Consider the following 15512-nt stretch of genomic DNA (forward strand, 5'->3'; position numbering starts at 1 on the left):
TTCACGCCGGCTCGCGCGGCGTTTCCCGCCAGAACCCATACACCGCCTGGGCCGCCAGGGGCAGGGCCTGGCACAGACGCGTGTGCCGGCTGCCGCCATCGGGAACCAGCCGGGCGAGGCGGAAGATCACGTCCAGCGGTTCCTGCAAGGTCTCGCGCGCGGCGCGTGTCCAGTGCTCCCGGAACAATTGGGTGCCGGCGATGAAGCCCTCGCACCAGGCACGGGGATCGATGTGCACGGCGCCGCCGCTGGCCCGCACGTATTCCAGGACCGGGCGGAACGCCCCAATGGCCAGGCCGTGCTCGATGTCCCGGTAGAGGGCGAGGGCGAGGCCCAGCATGTCCTGTGCCTGCTCGCCGCTTTCGAACACCGGTTCGTCGAATACCAGGCGGATCCATTCCTCCGGTGCCAGGCCTTCCGGCCCACACACGCCGGCGGTGAGAAAGCCGTGGGCGCGCGACACGCCCATGGCGTCCGGGCCGCAGGCGCGGGAACGCAGGAAGTGTTCGAGACGGGCGAGTTCCGCCGTATCCAGGGGGCGGGAAGGTGCGGGCAGCATGCTGGCAGCTTGCGCCCGCGGCACGCGGGCGTCAAGCCGCGCGACACCGACCGCCTCAGCCGGCGCCCGCCTCTCTTTCGTGCAGGCGGGTGATGCTGGCCACGGTGCGCAGCACCTCCTCGTCCGACAGGGGCGGCTGGCAGCGACTGCGGTTCCAGCACAAAAGGAGTTCGGCGACCACGTCCGGATCCACGCCGTGCCAGAGCAGATGGCCCGCCAGCGATGCCAGGGTGCTGTTGCGCCGCCCCTCCGGCACGCCGCGCGCGACGAGTTCCCGCCAGTAGGCGAGGGGGTGGCCCGTGCGCGGCGCCGCACCCGGCAGCAGCCAGCGCGGCAGGGGCGCCAGCCCGCACGCCCCGGGCGCGTGGCCGGCACGCCAGGTGTAGCGTCGCCCCGAGGGGTGCAGCGACGGCGGCGCGACGATGAGGCCGCCGTCGCCGCGGAGATCGATGCCCGGCGCGAGCCCCGCGCGGTTGCGCACCTCGCCACCCGGATGGGCGAAATAGAGATGCCGTCCGCGGCCGCCCGAGATCGCCTCCACGGTCACCGGCAGGGGCCCATGCTCCCGTTCCAGACGGGCGAGACTCTGTTCGCCGTCATGGGAGGGATCCACGTCCAGCACCACCAGCCCCGACAGGGCACCGGTGACGATGCCCACGTTGGCATCGGGCCAGCGTGTAAACCACTCCCGCACCTCGGCGGGCGTGGGCCGGGTCTGCTGATACGCCTGCCAGGCGACGAGCGGGCGCTTCTCCCGCGCGCGCACCGGTACCACCGACCAGCCGCGGGCAAGGTAGTCCAGCGCCGCATCGAGACAGGAAGACGCCCTCATCCTGGTCCGGGGCGGATCATTCACCGGGGCTTGCGCCAAGCCGTGGACAGCCGTGCCCGCGGGCCCGGCCTAGCCGCGCCGCTCGTAGGTGCCCATGAGGACGGCTTCGGCCAGCACGTGTCCGGACATGGCACGCTCCAGCTGGGCCTTGCTGGCGGCGCCCATTTCCGGCAGCCGCGTGTCCAGGGCATAAAGTTTGAAGAAATAGCGGTGCCGGCCGATGGGCGGACAGGGTCCGCCGTAGCGCGTGCGCCGGAAGTCGTTGATCCCGGCGCTGGCCCCGGCGGGCACCGCCGCCCCCTCCGGCAGTTCCGTGATCGCCGGCGGCAGGTTGTAGAGCACCCAGTGCACCCACACCATGCGCGGTGCGGCCGGGTCCGGCGCATCCGGATCATCGACGATGAGCACCAGGCTGCGGGTGCCGGCCGGCACCTCGCTCCACGCCAGCGGGGGCGATACATCGCGGCCGTCACAGGTGTAGCCGGCGGGGATCTCGCCGCCGTGGACAAAGGCAGGTGAGGTGAGCTTCATGGCGGTACCTTGCACGTTGGCAGAATCGGGCCCGGGAGGCCGGCTTCAGCGGAAGCGGGCCGCCACGCGATCCAGGGCCTTGCGCAGATCCTCCCAGGCCTGCTCGGCGCCGCTTTTGAGATCCTCCCAGGCGCCCTCGGCGCGTGCGCGGATCTCCTCCAGCCGGCCCCGCAGCCGGTTGCGCAGCACTTCCAGGGCTTCCAGCTCCTTCTCGAATTCGCTCCGGAGCTCCAGTTTGGCGAGACTGGCCTGGACCCTGAGGGCCTCGATGCGGGCCTCCAGCTCCCTCAGTTCGTTCTCCAGCTGGATCTGGAAACGCTGCTTCGCGCTCAGCGATTCGGGCAGCCTGCCGCTGGCGAGCATGCGGTCGATTTCCGCTTCGGCCTCGAGCCAGTCCTGTACCGGATCGCCCCCGACGAAGCCACGCCGCTCCGCGCGGAAATACGCGGCCTCGGCGATCATGCGAAAGCGTTCCTCGGGCGTCACCTGCAGGGGGGTCGATGATTTGGATTTCGGATCGGACATGGTGCCCTCCTGGGCAAGGGGTCAAAGGACTCGGTGTGCCGCGCGGCACCCGTGTCTCAGTCTAGACCAAGATCGTGAACGGGGCGGGAGGCCTCAGGGCGAACCAGCGATCAGGCGCCGCTTGGCCGCCGGCGGCAGGCGCTTGATGGCCCGTTCCCGGCGCAGGGCCGCACTGCGGTCGGCAGCCGGCTCCTGATAGACCAGCGTCACGGGCAGCCGGCCGCGGGTGTAGCGGGCGCCGCGCCCCGCGTTGTGGGCGGCCAGGCGCGCACCCAGGTCGGTGGTGATGCCCGTATAGAGGCTGCCGTCGCGGCAGCGCAGCACATAGACGATCCAGCGGCGTTCCATGACGGGGCGCGGCGGCGCGGGGTTCGGCTACGTCATGGCGCACCGGGGCCTGCCGGCGCGCCGCTCGGCGCGGTTATACTTGCGTCCTCGGCTCCCCCGAAGAAGACCAACCATGCCCAACCCCCCTGTGCGCCTCATATCTGCCCTGGCGGCAGTCGTGCTCGCCGCCTGCACGGCGGTCACGCCCATTGGCGAAATCCTCGCCCATCCCCGCGACTATGCGGAAAAGACCGTCAAGGTGCAGGGCGAGGTGAAGAGCGTATTTTCCCTGATCTTCGTCAAATACTTCACGCTGGACGACGGCACCGGCACCATCACCGTGGTCACCGAGCGGCCGCTGCCCGCCCGGGGCGAACGACTGGAAGTAACGGGCACGGTGAAGGAAGCCTTTTCCCTGGGGGACCAGACCCTCACCCTGATCATCGAAAACGCCCCCGCCCCGCGGGGCAGCGGCCCGCAATAGCGGCTGCCGTCTTGCGAAGAAGCTGGCCATGGACCGCACCGATCCCGTCATCGAAATCACGGACCTGCATTTTTCCTACAACGACAATGCCATCCTGAAAGGCATCGACCTCGCGGTGCCCCGGGGCAAGGTGTGCGCCATCCTGGGCGCGTCCGGCTGTGGCAAGACCACCCTGCTGCGCCAGATCGGCGGCCAGCTGCGCCCCCACCGCGGGCAGGTCAGGGTGGCCGGGCAGATCGTGCACGAGCTGGACAACGACGCCCTCTACCGGCTGCGGCGCAAGATGGGCATGATGTTCCAGGCAGGGGGGCTGTTTTCCGATCTCACCGTGTTCGACAACATCGCCTTCCCCCTGCGGGAGCACACCGACCTGCCGGAGCGCATGATCCGCGATCTGGTCCTCATGAAGCTGGACGCGGTGGGACTGCGGGGCGCCCGTGACCTCTACCCCAGCGAACTGTCCGGCGGCATGGCGCGCCGGGTGGCGCTCGCCCGCGCCATCGCCATGGATCCCGAGATCCTCATCTACGACGAGCCTTTCGCGGGGCTGGACCCCATTTCCCTCAATGTCATCGCCAACCTGATCCGCAAGCTCAACGACGCCCTGGGCGTCACCTCCATCGTGGTCACCTACGACGTGAGCGAATCCCTCAAGGTGGTGGATTACATCTACCTGATTCTGGAGGGCAAAATCGCGGCCGCCGGGCCCACGGCAGAGATGGTGGCGTCCCCGGATCCCTTCGTGCAGCAGTTCCTCCACGCCAAGCCTGAAGGGCCCGTGCCCTTCCATTTTCCCGGCGTCCCCTACCGAACCGCCCTGGGCCTGCCCGCCGGGGCCTGAAGCCTTTTTACCCCTCAAGTTTTTCTCCCCGCCGCCGTCATTGTTACAGAAAAATTAACGGCAGATGCCGCCCCGGCAGTACAAAGGAGAAAAGCATGCGCAACAACCAGCCCGTCACCCAGCGTGAATACCCGGTCCGGCCGGACTGCTCCATCGTCAGCCACACCGACCTCAAGGGCCGCATCACCTATGTGAACGACGACTTCGTCGAGTACTCGGGCTTCACCCGGGAAGAGCTGATCGGCCAGCCCCACAACATCATTCGCCATCCGGACATGCCGGAGGAAGCGTTCCGTGACCTTTGGGCGACCCTCAAGTCTGGACGCGCCTGGCAGGGCATGGTCAAGAACCGGCGCAAGAACGGCGACCACTACTGGGTGAAGGCCACCGCCACCCCCCTGCCGGACGGCAGCGGCTACATGAGCGTGCGGCTGCAGCCCACGCGGGAGGAGGTGGCCGAAGCAGAAGCCCTCTATGCCCGCATGCGGGCCGGAGAGGGATTCCGCCTCGACGGGGGGCGGGTCATTCCGCCCGGTGTCCGGGGCTGGCTGACCCGGGTCTCCCGCAGACTTGCCGATATCCGCCTGTCCACCCGCATCGCCCTGTTGGGGCTGGCCGGTGTCGCCATGAGTGTGGTGGTGGCGGTCCAGGCGCGCGGAAACCCCCTGTTCTTCGAGATCGCGGCGGCCGGCGCCCTGCTCTTCGTCGGCCTTGCCTTCGATACCTGGCGGCGGGCGAGCCTGGGGCTCAAAAAGGCGGTGGAGGTGGCGGACGAGGTTGCACGTGGGCAGTTGCGCCTCTCCATCCCCAACCTGGGGAACAACGAGGTGGGTGTGCTCATGGACAGGCTGCAGCAGATGCGCAACCGCCTCTACGAGCTCGCCTTCGAGATGCGCCATGGGGCCATCCGCATGACCCTGGCCGCCGCCGGGACCGAGGAGTCCGCCCATGCCGTGGCCAACGACGCGGCGAGCACCTCGGAAGCCACCTCGGCCATGGCCGCCACGGTGGAGGAACTGTCGGTGTCCATGGATCATGTGGAAGCCAATGCCAACGATGCCAGAAGCGCGGCGGAACAGGCCGGACGGGCGGCGGAGAATGGCGCCCGGGTGGTGCACGAGGCAGCGCAGGAAATCGCCCGCATCGCCGACACCGTGCGCCAGGCGTCGAGGGGCATCGCGGAGCTGGAAGCCATTTCCGGCGAGATCGGCGCCATCGTCAACACCATCAAGGAAATCGCCGACCAGACCAATCTTCTGGCCCTCAACGCCGCCATCGAGGCGGCGCGCGCCGGTGAACAGGGGCGTGGCTTCGCGGTGGTGGCCGACGAAGTGCGCAAACTCGCCGAACGCACCGCCCAGTCCACCGTGGAAATCGGCCGCATGGTGGAACGCATCCAGTCCCAGACCCGGGCCGCCACGAGCCAAATGGGCGCGGGCGTGAAGCTGGTGGAAGACGGGGTGACGGTGGCCAATCAGGCGGGAGACGCGGTGGCAGCCATCCGCCAGCAGACTGACGCGGTGCTCGCCGCCATCACGGAAATCGGCGCCGCCCTAAAAGAACAGGCGGAAGCCACGCGGGATGTGGCGCGCACGGTGGAGCGGGTCGCCCAGGCTTCCGAAAGCACCGCCAGTGCAGCCGCTCAATCAGCCCGGACCAGCCAGGAAATGGGCGAAGTGGCCGAGCGCCTGGCGGAGCTCACCGCCCAGTTCCGCACCTGAACGCGCCGGCCGCCATGCCCCGCCCGGGAGACATCCCGGCAGCGGCCTTGCGCAACGGCCTGCGGGCTGCCAGACCCTGAACCCGGGCAGCGGGCCTGCGCCCTCTTTTCATTGGGGGGAAGGCTTCACGATGGAACGAACACCAGCCCCTTGCGGGCCCCGGCCTTGACTATAAAGTAAAGACCTGACCCCAAGGGGCCTCAACGGAGATTCCCAAGGGGGGTTCCTGAACCTACTGCCTGCCACGCACCAGGAGCACCGGCCGGGTGGCCACGCGCACGATGCCCTCGGCCACGCTGCCCAGCAGCAGGTGCGACAGGCCGCGGCGGCCGTGGGTGCCGGCGACGATGAGGTCAGCGGGCCAGGCTTCCGCCTCGGCGACGATGGCCTCCGAAACGCGCTGGCCGGCGGTGGTGATCTCCAGCAGCCTGGTATCCCCTTCCAGCCCCGCCGCCTTGACGCGCTGCGCCAGCCGGTCGAGCAACGCCTGCCCGCCCTTGGCCATGGCTTCCCAGAGAGGTTGGGGATCGATCCATTGGCCTTCCCAGTCCCAGATCACCTCATCCACGGCGTGCACCAGGCGCAGGCGTGAACCGAGCGCGGCAGCAAGCCCCATGGCTTCCTCCAGCGCCCGCTCCGAGGTGGGGCTGCCATCCACGGCGACCAGGATGTGCTGATACATGAGGCCTCCTCAACGCGGCACGACGCGGGCCGTCTCGCCGCTGCCTTCGATGCGCACGGCCATGCCCGGCTTGAGACGCGCATCCACGGGCTGGACGATGGTCACGCTGCCGCCCGTGGTCATCTGCACCGTGACGCGCTGGGCGTCCTTCTTCTTCATCTTGCTTTCCACCACCGTGCCCGCCGCGGCGCCCGCCGCGGCACCGATGACGGTGGCCGCGGTGCTGCCGCGCCCCTCGCCGATTTGTGAGCCCAGCAGGCCACCGGCCACGGCACCGGCGACGGTGCCGATACCGAACTTGTAGTCCTCGTCCACCTTGATCAGCTCGATCTGGGTGATCTTGCCATTGCGTTCCGTCTGGACGCTGGCGCTGCCGCCCGTCTCGCCGTATTTCGGCCCGCCGAGCTGGGGCATGTCGGCACAGCCGGCAACGAGCATCACGGTGCCAAGCCAGACGATTGCCTTGGGATATTTCATGGTGTCCTCCTGTGGCCGGGGCCGGCGGATCCGGCCCCTCGCTTCACTTTAGACAGCGACGGCGGGGAGAACAAGGCGCTTCAGGCGAGGCGCTCGCCGTGTTCCCGCGTGGCATGGAAACCCACGCGGGGCCACTTCTCCATCAGGATGTTGAGGTTGTAGCGGTTGGTGGCCAGATACACGGGATTGCCGTCCACGTCGGTGGCCATGCGGGCAGACTGTTCCTTCTCGAACTCGCGGCGCGTGGCCTCGTCGGGAAAGGTCAGCCAGCGCGCCGTGTAAATGTCCGCCGGCTCGTAAACTGCGTCCACCTTGTATTCGGCCTGCAGTCGCGCCGCCACCACCTCGAACTGGAGCTGGCCCACGGCGCCCAGCAGCAGGTCGCCGCCGGTCATGGGCTGGAAGACCTGGATGGCGCCCTCCTCGCCCAGCTCCTTCAGGCCCTTCTGCAGCTGCTTGGACTTCAGGGGGTCACGGGGGCGGGCACGGCGGAAGAGTTCCGGTGCGAACCAGGGAATGCCCTTGAACTGGAGCGCTTCCCCCTCGGTGAGGGTGTCGCCGATCTGGAGCTGGCCGTGGTTGTGGATGCCGATGATGTCGCCGGCCACGCCGTCCTCCATGTGCATGCGCTCGTTGGCCATGAAGGTGAGCGCGTTGGCGAGCTTCATCTCGCGCTTCAGGCGCATGTGCTGCACCTTCATGCCGGGCTGGTAGCGGCCGGAGCAGATGCGGAAGAAGGCGATGCGGTCCCGGTGTTTGGGATCCATGTTGGCCTGGATCTTGAACACGAAGCCGGTAAAGGCCGGCTCCGCCGGATGCACCAGGCGGCTGCCCCCGTCGCGCGGCTGGGGTGGTGGCGCCCACTCCACCAGCGCCTGCAGGATTTCCTGCACGCCGAAGTTGTTGATGCCGGAGCCGAAGAACACCGGCGTCTGCCGCCCGGCGAGGAAGGCCGCAAGGTCGAAGGGCGGGCTGGCGCCCCGGATCAGTTCCACGTCCTCGCGCAGGCGCGCCACCTCGTCCGGGAAGGCCGCATCCAGCGCGGGATTGTCGAGTCCCTCGATGATCTGCTGGTCTGCACCCCTGCGCTCCCCGCCCGGCGCGAAACGCAGCAGGCGTTCGTGCTGCAAATGCCACACGCCGCGGAAATGCTTGCCCATGCCAATGGGCCAGGTAACGGGCGCGCAGTCGATTTTCAGCACCGACTCGATTTCCTCGATCAGCCCGACCGGCTCGCGCACCTCCCGGTCGAGCTTGTTGATGAAGGTGATGATGGGCGTATTGCGCAGGCGGCATACCTCCAGGAGCTTGATGGTCTGCGCTTCCACGCCCTTGGCGGCGTCGATCACCATTACCGCCGCATCCACCGCGGTGAGCACGCGGTAGGTGTCCTCGGAGAAATCCTCGTGACCGGGGGTGTCCAGCAGGTTGATCACGTGGCCGGCGTATTCGAACTGCATCACCGAGCTGGTGACGGAAATGCCGCGCTGCTTCTCCACTTCCATCCAGTCGGAGGTGGCATGGCGGCTGCTCTTCCTGGCCTTCACGGTGCCCGCCATCTGGATGGCGCCGCCGAACAGCAGCAGTTTTTCCGTGAGCGTGGTCTTGCCCGCGTCCGGGTGGGAGATGATGGCGAAGGTGCGGCGGCGCGCCACGTCGCGCAGGAGTTCGGGAGGGAAGGTTGTATCGTTCATTGCGGCAAGGCTGACAGGCACCCCGCGCACACGACGTACCGGCGCGCAGAGGCATAAAGAAAAACCGCCGGCAGGCATGACCGGCGGCTGCGGGATTATACCGCGTCACGCGGCCGGATCACCCCTCGGGCCCACGCTTCGCCCGGTACATGTCGGCATCGGCGTGGCGCAGGAGCTCGTCCGGATCCGAGCCGTCCAGGGGGAAGCAGGCCACGCCGATGCTGGCACGCACCCGGGCCTGCTGGCAGCCGAGGGCGAAGGGTTCGTCGAAACAGCCCTCGATGCGTGCGAACAGGGCCTCCAGGTCGGCGCCGGGCGCCACACCCGGAAAAATGCCCACGAACTCGTCGCCACCGTAGCGGCACAGGGTGTCGCTTTCCCGCAGCACCCCGCGCACCCGCCGCGCCACCTCGGCCAGCAGGGCATCGCCCACCTGATGGCCGCATTCGTCGTTCACCGCCTTGAAGCCGTCGAGGTCGAACAGGACCACGGAAAAGCCCTGGCCGGTGCGCCGGCCCAGCGCCACCGCCTGCTGCAGGCGATCCATGAGCACCAGCCGGTTGGGCAGCCCCGTCAGGGCATCGTGATGGGCGAGGTCCCAAAGCTTCTGCTGAAGCTGTTCGGTTTCGGTCACGTCCAGCACCGTGCCCACCATGCGCCGCACGAACCCCTGGGCATCCCGCTGCGCCAGCCCCTGCTCACGCAGGTAACGGACGCTGCCATCGGGCAACAGTATCCGGTGCACCACGGTCTGGGCTTCGCCGCTGGCGAGCGCGTTCGCCACCGTCTGCTGCACTTTTTTCCGGTCGTCGGGGTGCACCCGGGACAGAAACGTCTCGAAGGTCTGCTCGCTTCCCACGGGCACGCCGAACAGCCGGTACACCTCATCGGACCAGACAAGCCGCCCGCTCTCGATGTCCCATTCCCAGTGGCCCATGCGGCCGATGCGCTGCGCTTCGCGCAACAGATCGGCGGTCTGCTGCAGGGCGCGCGTGCGTTCGGCCACCTGTTCCTCCAGGGAGTCGCTCAGGGCCCGCAGCTTGGCCTCGGTGGCGGCATGGGCGGCGAGCTCGTCCAAAAGCCGCGCGCGGTCGCGCCGGCTGCTGCGGACCACCACTGCACCGGTGGCCAGGGTGAGCACCCCCGCCAGGAGTCCCATTGCGCCGAGCCCGGCGACGATGGCGTGGTAGTGTGCCCGCAGCCGCTCGATGGCGTCCCGGTTCCGCTGCGCGTAGAAGCGGAGCAATTCGTCCGTGCGCACCAGGACCTGCTCCTGGCGGGGCACGGCTTCGCTCAGGAGCAGCTCGCGCGCCGCGTCCACCTGCCCCGCTTCATCCAGCGCCAGGATGCGGTCCACGATCACCCCCACGTCCCGGGTCAGCGTGCGAACAGAGGCAAGAATCACCCTCTCCTCCGCCTCCCGGGCATTAGCTTCCACTTCGCCACGGGCGGTCATGAAACGGCTGGCGATGAGGTGTACCTGCTGCCGGTACTCATCCCGCCGGAAGGGGTCGGTCTCGACGAGCAGCATGTTGAGGCGCAGCATGCGTTCCCGCACCGCCAGCCGCATTTCGTGGATGAGTGTCAGGCGCTGCTGCTGCTCGTCCACGATGGCCCGCACCTCCTCCCGGAGACTCTCCAGGCTGTACAGGGCCGTGCCGGTAATGACGGCCAGCAGCAGGAGTTCCAGGGCAAAGGCCAGTCTTAGCCAGCGGAGAAAACTGCGGTGGGCGGGGTCGGTCATGGGCGAGCGTTGCGGCTTCTTCTGCTCTCCCCCGGATTTACGGCAGCGTCAGTCCGGACTTGAGTCCTTTCCTACCAGGGCACGCCCAGCCAGGCGGCCCGCAGGGCGGCCAGCCGCTCCGCAAGCTGGTGGCGTGCGATGCGATGCAGCCGGCCATGCTGCCGGAACAGGATGTCCCCATTTGCGGCAGGGAGGAATTCTACGCCTGCCTCGGCAAGCTGCCGGCGCAGGGCTTCCAGCGTTGGATCGGCCACGTTCCGGTCCGAAAGCAGGCGCAGCGTTTCCCCCACTGCCGCAAGATCGCAGCGCCCCGTCGCGGCGGCGATGAGCCCAAGAGCACGCTCCAGGGGCGCCACGGGGGCATGGGGATGGGCCCGGGGCGGTCCCAGCTTCCGGCGCAACAGCCGCCCCACCTGCGCGCCATACTGCCGGCCGGCACGCTCCGACTCGAACAGCATCATGGGCACATGGGCGGCGCGGACACCCTCTGCGTCACCGTGTTCCACGGCCCACAGCGCCAGAAGGGCGAATACCTGTGCTTCGGATCCCCCGTCCGCCGCCGCAGCGAGCCGACCATCCTGGTGCGCCGCGAGATCCGCGGCCAGATCGGCCGCCGGCGGCGCGATCGCCCACAGGGCGCGCGCCAGCGGGGTGGTCGGCGCCCGGCCACGCAGTTCCTCCCAGTGGCGCGCACACAGGTCCACCAGGGCCTGCTGCAGCCGATGCCGGCGCGGTTCGGGCAAGCGCCCGGCCAGACGCCTGGCCTCCTCCGCAATGGTGGCCAGACTGGTCATGCGCGCGTCTCAGTCCGACGGGCCACGGATGCCGGCCCGGGTCAGGAACTCGCGCACCGCCTTGATGTGATCGCGGGTCAACACGCTGCTGTGATGCGGATGATGCAGGAAACCCTCGGCACCGTTGAGCACCACCTTGAAACGCGCACCGTGGGCGGGTTCCACCCTGGCACCGAGGTGATGGAGCAGGGACTCCACCTCCCGCCAGTGAATGTTGCCGCTCACGGGATCATGAAACAGGGCCTTGAGCAGTTGGTCGTGCTTGTGACTCATGTCGGGGCTCCTTCGGGGTCGAACATGGTTGAGCTTGACGTAACTGGTTGACACCGCCTCCTTGCCTGCATTCCCGGTGGGCGGCGGCCGCCGCTGCGGTCCCGCGGGGGTTCCCTCCCTCTCTCAGAGGGAGAGGGGGAATGTCAGGCATTTGCGCAATTCGCAATAATTTCACTATAGCCCAGCCCTGTCGCGGCCTGCCCGTGTCAGGGCCCGTTAATTTCGCCACACTGGCTGCCTATACTGAAACCTGGGTCCCGCCAACGCCATGACTGACGCGCAAAACAAACCAGGCTTCGTGGTGAAGCCCTTTGGCTTCGACGACATGCACCTCGCGGTGGGTGACCGTGTGCTGCTGGAAACTCACGCAGCCGTCGCCGGCCGCCATTACGGCACGCTGGTGGGCTATGCACCGGGGGAGAGCGTGCTGGTGCGCACACCCGTCGAGAATGGACTGCCCGTGCCCTATGCCGACGGCCAGCCCCTCACTGCACGCGCCTTCACCGGGGTGGGTGTGTTCGCCTTCGAAACCGCGATCCAGCGCATCTGCACCTCGCCCTTCCACTACCTGCATCTGGTCTTTCCCGATCGTGTACGCGGCGCGCGCATTCGCGCCACGGAGCGGGTGCGTGTGACCCTGCCCACGGAGATCACACTGGGCACGCAAAGACTGCCGGCGGTGATCACCGACCTCGGTGTGGGGGGCGCCATGCTGGAGTGCGCCAGGCGCCTGGAACCCGGCACCTCCCTGCTGGTGCGTGTGGCCTTTTCCCTGGAGCCGTTGCAGATCCAGGCCGCTTTCGACGCGCGCGCCCGCGTGCAGCGGGTGGTGGAACGTCCCCATCCCGGGCAAGCGCTGCCCCTCACCGACCACGGCCTTGCCTTCGAACGCCTCACCCTGGGCCAAAAGGTGATGCTGCAGAATTTCGTCTATCACCACCTGCTGCAGGATCACCGGCTGCGGGTGTGAAACGGGACGTTGGGAAGAGTGGGCCCGCTGGGACTCGAACCCAGGACCAAAGGATTATGAGTCCTCTGCTCTGACCGACTGAGCTACAGGCCCGAAATAACGGAACTGGCCGGGTGACCCGGCCAGTCATGAGACGCGCCATTCTATGCGTTGCGGGGCGGCGTGCGCAACGCACCTAGCCAGCGTCGCGGATGTCGAGCAGCTCGCGCAGCTGGTTGAGTGTGGCCTCATCCTTGATAACCGACGCCAGCCAGGTTTCCAGGGGCATCTCCGCCCAACGCGCGGCGCGCTCCGCCAACAGGGCCACCGGGCTGTGGGGTTCGTGGGTGCGGAAATAGCGGGCCACGGCGCGCAGGGCCGCCACGGCCTCGTCTCGGCTGGCAGGTTCCGTGCCCGTGCGGGCGGATGGGACGACGGGAACATCATTCACGTGCGCCGACATGGTCGTTTCCCCATTTCGGATGGAGACGGCAGGCGCGGCAGCCCCGGTCGCACCGTCTCCCAGTTGCATGAGCAGCCGCTCCACCACGGCGCCACAGTCCTGCACCGCTTCGCGCAGCCCCTTCAGCGACGGCCCCTGGGCGCCGAAGCGTTCGTCCACGTGGCCCTCCAGCACGGAGAGGGCTGTGCCCGCCTCGGCGATTTCCCCGCGCAGCCTGCGATAGAAATCCAGCCCGGACAGGCGCGCCGCGCGGTCGAAGGCCTCCCCCGAAAGCTTGCCGCCCTCGATGGCCCGCTGGCGTGCTTCCGGGTCCTTGAGCCCCAGGTTCTCCACCTGGCGCGATTCGTTCCAGTGCAGCCACCCGTAGGCACCCGCCTCAGGCCGCGTGAGGGGGAGCGTGCGCACCACTTCGGCAAGCTGGTGATTGAGCCATTCCAGTTTGCCACTGCGTTCGTCCAGATCCTCCGGGTCGAAGGCGGGATAGGCAAACTCCCAGAAATCCGTGATGAGGCCATCCATGAGCCGCAGGCCCAGGGTGAGCCCCGGGAAACCGTTGAGACGGGCCTGTGCCTCCGCATACCATGCCGCCACCTGCAAATCCTTGCTGCGCTCCCTGAGCAGGCGTTCGCACAGCGACGCCACACGCGGCCAGTCGGCGACCTTGAGCGGCGCCTGCCACTCGCCGCGGTCGAGACTGGCATCGTCCTCCCGGCGTGCCTCGCGAATCTCGTCTAGCTCCGGCGCGAAACGCAGGTCGTCGCCGGCAATGTATTCGCCGGGAATGGGGGCGAGCAGGGCTTCGAGCAACTCTGTGTCCACCTTCGTGTCCTCCTCGCAGTCCGTGTGTTCAGACCGGGGTGTCCGCGGCGGGCAATACCGTCGCGTCTTCCATTGGTTTCCCGCCCATCGTCAGGGAATGTGGGGACGTCATCCGTCGTGTCTTTCCAGACCGCCCAGGCTGGAGACGAGCACGGCGCCGCAACTGGTGCGATGACCTTCCAGCGCCACGGGCACGCCGTCGATGAGCCAGCCGGGATCGCCTTCCACGATCACGCAATTGCCATGCCCGGGGCGCGGGCAGGTGCAGCGGTCACCCATGCGCGCCACGGGCCGGCCCATGACGTCCAGCGTACTGCTGGCGCTCACCACCACTCCGCCATGGCTGGTGGCATCTCCCAGCCGGATCACGCGTTTCATGTTTCCTCCTCCTGAGCGGGCAGCGCGAGCGACAGCGCCACGCCCCCCTCATCGCCGAACTCCGCACACAGCGCCGGCAAACGCTGCGCCGCCGCACGCGCCACCGTGACGGCCAGCATGCCCATGGATCCCGCCCGGGCGGTCAGCCCGACGCAGTCGTTCCAGTTGGTGGCCTCATCGATGGGATGCAGATCGACACCGAAATGGGCGAGCGCAGCCCCAAGGGCGGCAAGCCGGGTGCCCGCCTCTTCCACCCGCCCGGCGTTGTGCACCAGCCAACCCCACGGCCCGGACACGTGTGCGCTTGCCGCTGCGGGTGTCCCGTCATGGGCAAAGGGGGGCTCGATCAAGCCGGCGTTGATCTGCGCTTCTTCCAGCATTTGCTGCAGCCGCTGGCTCAGGCGCAGCATCCGCTCCCGCGCCACCGGCTCCGACGCAACGGCGGCCCGCCGGATACGGGCCAGCACCGGCAGCCGGGCCAGCGGCTGGCTGGGCAATGCAGCCTCCGGGGCAACGGCCTCATCGTTCCCAACGGGATGGCGCACCCAGAAGGGGACGAAGGGATCCTCCTCCCCTGCCATGCTGCCGGGTGCCGTCTTGAGCGTGGCAAGTTCGGGGTGGGTCACGAGCAGCGCCATCAGCAGGGGCTGGTTCACCCCGGCCTGCGCCGTCTCCGGGTCCGGTCCGGGCGGCAGTGCATCCACTGCCAGAACGACGGCCCCCGGAGAATCGGGGGCCGCCTCGAACAGGGCGATGACACTGTCGGCGGCACTGTCTCCCGCCGGCAGAAACCGCATTGGCGCGCCGGCTTCGTCCAGGGTCAGGCCCAGCTCCCCGGCGACACGGGCGCGTGCCTGCGCCAGTTGCGCGATGATGGTCTCCCCGCCCACCGCGCGCGGTGGCACCACGTGAACGGGCAGACCGATGGCATCCGGCGCCCAGGTGAACATCCAACGCAGCGCGTGTTCCAGCAGGAGCTGCCAGGTGTCAGCGCCGGCAGACGGCACGGCAAGCCGGGCCACGCCGTACACATCCGGGATCACGTTCCGCAATGCTTCTCCACCTGCCCACACCAGGCCACGGCAGTCACAGCCGAAGCGCCGCGCACGCAAGGCCTGCTGGTGGGCTTCCCGCGCCGCGGCGAGGGCGGCCTGCCGCTCGGCCTCGAGGGCCTTACGTCGTGCGTCCTCGGCGCGCTGCCGGCGCACCCGGCGCACATGCCGCCAGCCCCACCACGTTCCCGCCGCAAGCAATGGCGGCAGCCCGTGCAGGGCAAGCAGCGATGCCGGCGCAAGGCGGGTGAAATCGGGGGCGAGCACGAACCACAACAGCGCGAGCCAGGCACCGGTCGCAGCAGCCAGCAGAAGCACGCCCCGAATGACCCGCGCCGTCACTGCGGCACTCCCTTCGGACAGGAAT

At 68.5% G+C, this 15512-nt stretch carries 18 protein-coding genes and 1 tRNA gene; 4 read left to right on the plus strand and 15 right to left on the minus strand.

Features of this window, described 5'->3' with window-relative positions; genetic code table 11:
- Nucleotide 1: 1 nt before the first annotated feature.
- From ACZ42P_RS05755 to ACZ42P_RS05775, 5 genes are all read right to left on the minus strand, one after another.
- Entirely contained in the window at nt 2-559 is a 558-nt protein-coding gene (locus tag ACZ42P_RS05755) for a YecA/YgfB family protein (protein WP_464899127.1), read from the minus strand.
- Nucleotides 560-614: 55 nt separating this feature from the next.
- The gene (locus ACZ42P_RS05760; protein WP_464899128.1) at nt 615-1391 is read right to left on the minus strand and encodes a bifunctional DNA primase/polymerase; all 777 of its coding nucleotides are present in this window, start codon (nt 1389-1391) and stop codon (nt 615-617) included.
- Between the two features lie 69 nt (nt 1392-1460).
- Nucleotides 1461-1922: a YbhB/YbcL family Raf kinase inhibitor-like protein gene (locus ACZ42P_RS05765; protein WP_464899129.1), complete on the minus strand. Its 462-nt coding sequence runs from the start codon at nt 1920-1922 to the stop codon at nt 1461-1463.
- 45 nt (nt 1923-1967) lie between these two features.
- On the minus strand, nt 1968-2447 hold the full coding sequence (locus tag ACZ42P_RS05770) for a DUF2934 domain-containing protein (RefSeq protein ID WP_464899130.1): 480 nt from the start codon (nt 2445-2447) through the stop codon (nt 1968-1970).
- Nucleotides 2448-2540: 93 nt separating this feature from the next.
- Nucleotides 2541-2795, minus strand: coding sequence for a GIY-YIG nuclease family protein (locus tag ACZ42P_RS05775; protein WP_464899131.1), 255 nt, complete (start codon nt 2793-2795; stop codon nt 2541-2543).
- Nucleotides 2796-2907: 112 nt separating this feature from the next.
- On the opposite strand from ACZ42P_RS05775, the gene ACZ42P_RS05780 reads away from it, so the two are divergent.
- The 3 genes from ACZ42P_RS05780 (at nt 2908) to ACZ42P_RS05790 (ending at nt 5820) form a co-directional block, all read left to right on the plus strand.
- Entirely contained in the window at nt 2908-3258 is a 351-nt protein-coding gene (locus tag ACZ42P_RS05780) for an OB-fold nucleic acid binding domain-containing protein (RefSeq protein ID WP_464899132.1), read from the plus strand.
- 28 nt (nt 3259-3286) lie between these two features.
- Nucleotides 3287-4099 carry an ABC transporter ATP-binding protein gene (locus ACZ42P_RS05785; protein ID WP_464899133.1) on the plus strand — a complete coding sequence of 271 codons (813 nt, stop codon included), beginning with the start codon at nt 3287-3289 and terminating at the stop codon, nt 4097-4099.
- A 95-nt stretch (nt 4100-4194) separates the two neighbouring features.
- Nucleotides 4195-5820 (plus strand): methyl-accepting chemotaxis protein, encoded by a 1626-nt coding sequence (locus tag ACZ42P_RS05790; protein ID WP_464899134.1) that lies wholly within the window; start codon nt 4195-4197, stop codon nt 5818-5820.
- A 232-nt stretch (nt 5821-6052) separates the two neighbouring features.
- Here the strand turns inward: ACZ42P_RS05790 and ACZ42P_RS05795 are convergent, their stop codons facing one another.
- The 6 genes from ACZ42P_RS05795 to ACZ42P_RS05820 all read right to left on the minus strand — a co-directional run bounded on the left by ACZ42P_RS05795 (nt 6053) and on the right by ACZ42P_RS05820 (nt 11484).
- A complete protein-coding gene (locus ACZ42P_RS05795) occupies nt 6053-6502 on the minus strand; it encodes a universal stress protein (RefSeq protein WP_464899135.1) in 450 nt (149 codons plus the stop codon).
- Nucleotides 6503-6511: 9 nt separating this feature from the next.
- Complete coding sequence (locus ACZ42P_RS05800; protein ID WP_464899136.1) at nt 6512-6979, minus strand: outer membrane lipoprotein; 468 nt, start codon at nt 6977-6979, stop codon at nt 6512-6514.
- A gap of 80 nt (nt 6980-7059) precedes the next feature.
- On the minus strand, nt 7060-8673 hold the full coding sequence (locus tag ACZ42P_RS05805) for a peptide chain release factor 3 (protein ID WP_464899137.1): 1614 nt from the start codon (nt 8671-8673) through the stop codon (nt 7060-7062).
- Nucleotides 8674-8791: 118 nt separating this feature from the next.
- Complete coding sequence (locus tag ACZ42P_RS05810) at nt 8792-10417, minus strand: diguanylate cyclase domain-containing protein (RefSeq protein WP_464899138.1); 1626 nt, start codon at nt 10415-10417, stop codon at nt 8792-8794.
- A 71-nt stretch (nt 10418-10488) separates the two neighbouring features.
- Nucleotides 10489-11211, minus strand: a complete 723-nt coding sequence (locus ACZ42P_RS05815) for a hypothetical protein (protein ID WP_464899139.1) — start codon at nt 11209-11211, stop codon at nt 10489-10491.
- A 9-nt stretch (nt 11212-11220) separates the two neighbouring features.
- A complete protein-coding gene (locus tag ACZ42P_RS05820; RefSeq protein WP_464899140.1) occupies nt 11221-11484 on the minus strand; it encodes a type II toxin-antitoxin system HicA family toxin in 264 nt (87 codons plus the stop codon).
- Nucleotides 11485-11752: 268 nt separating this feature from the next.
- On the opposite strand from ACZ42P_RS05820, the gene ACZ42P_RS05825 reads away from it, so the two are divergent.
- Nucleotides 11753-12454 (plus strand): flagellar brake protein, encoded by a 702-nt coding sequence (locus tag ACZ42P_RS05825; RefSeq protein WP_464899141.1) that lies wholly within the window; start codon nt 11753-11755, stop codon nt 12452-12454.
- Nucleotides 12455-12473: 19 nt separating this feature from the next.
- On the opposite strand, the gene ACZ42P_RS05830 is transcribed toward ACZ42P_RS05825, so the two are convergent.
- The 4 genes from ACZ42P_RS05830 to ACZ42P_RS05845 form a co-directional block, all read right to left on the minus strand.
- A tRNA-Ile gene (locus tag ACZ42P_RS05830) sits at nt 12474-12547 on the minus strand.
- 82 nt (nt 12548-12629) lie between these two features.
- Nucleotides 12630-13715: a type VI secretion system protein TssA gene (gene tssA, locus ACZ42P_RS05835; RefSeq protein ID WP_464899142.1), complete on the minus strand. Its 1086-nt coding sequence runs from the start codon at nt 13713-13715 to the stop codon at nt 12630-12632.
- 108 nt (nt 13716-13823) lie between these two features.
- Complete coding sequence (locus ACZ42P_RS05840; protein ID WP_464899143.1) at nt 13824-14093, minus strand: PAAR domain-containing protein; 270 nt, start codon at nt 14091-14093, stop codon at nt 13824-13826.
- The gene (locus tag ACZ42P_RS05845; protein ID WP_464899144.1) at nt 14090-15487 is read right to left on the minus strand and encodes a hypothetical protein; all 1398 of its coding nucleotides are present in this window, start codon (nt 15485-15487) and stop codon (nt 14090-14092) included. Before ACZ42P_RS05845 ends, ACZ42P_RS05840 begins: the two co-directional genes overlap by 4 nt.
- Between the last annotated feature and the right edge of the window lie 25 nt (nt 15488-15512).

It is taken from the genome of Thiobacter subterraneus, assembly GCF_055379455.1.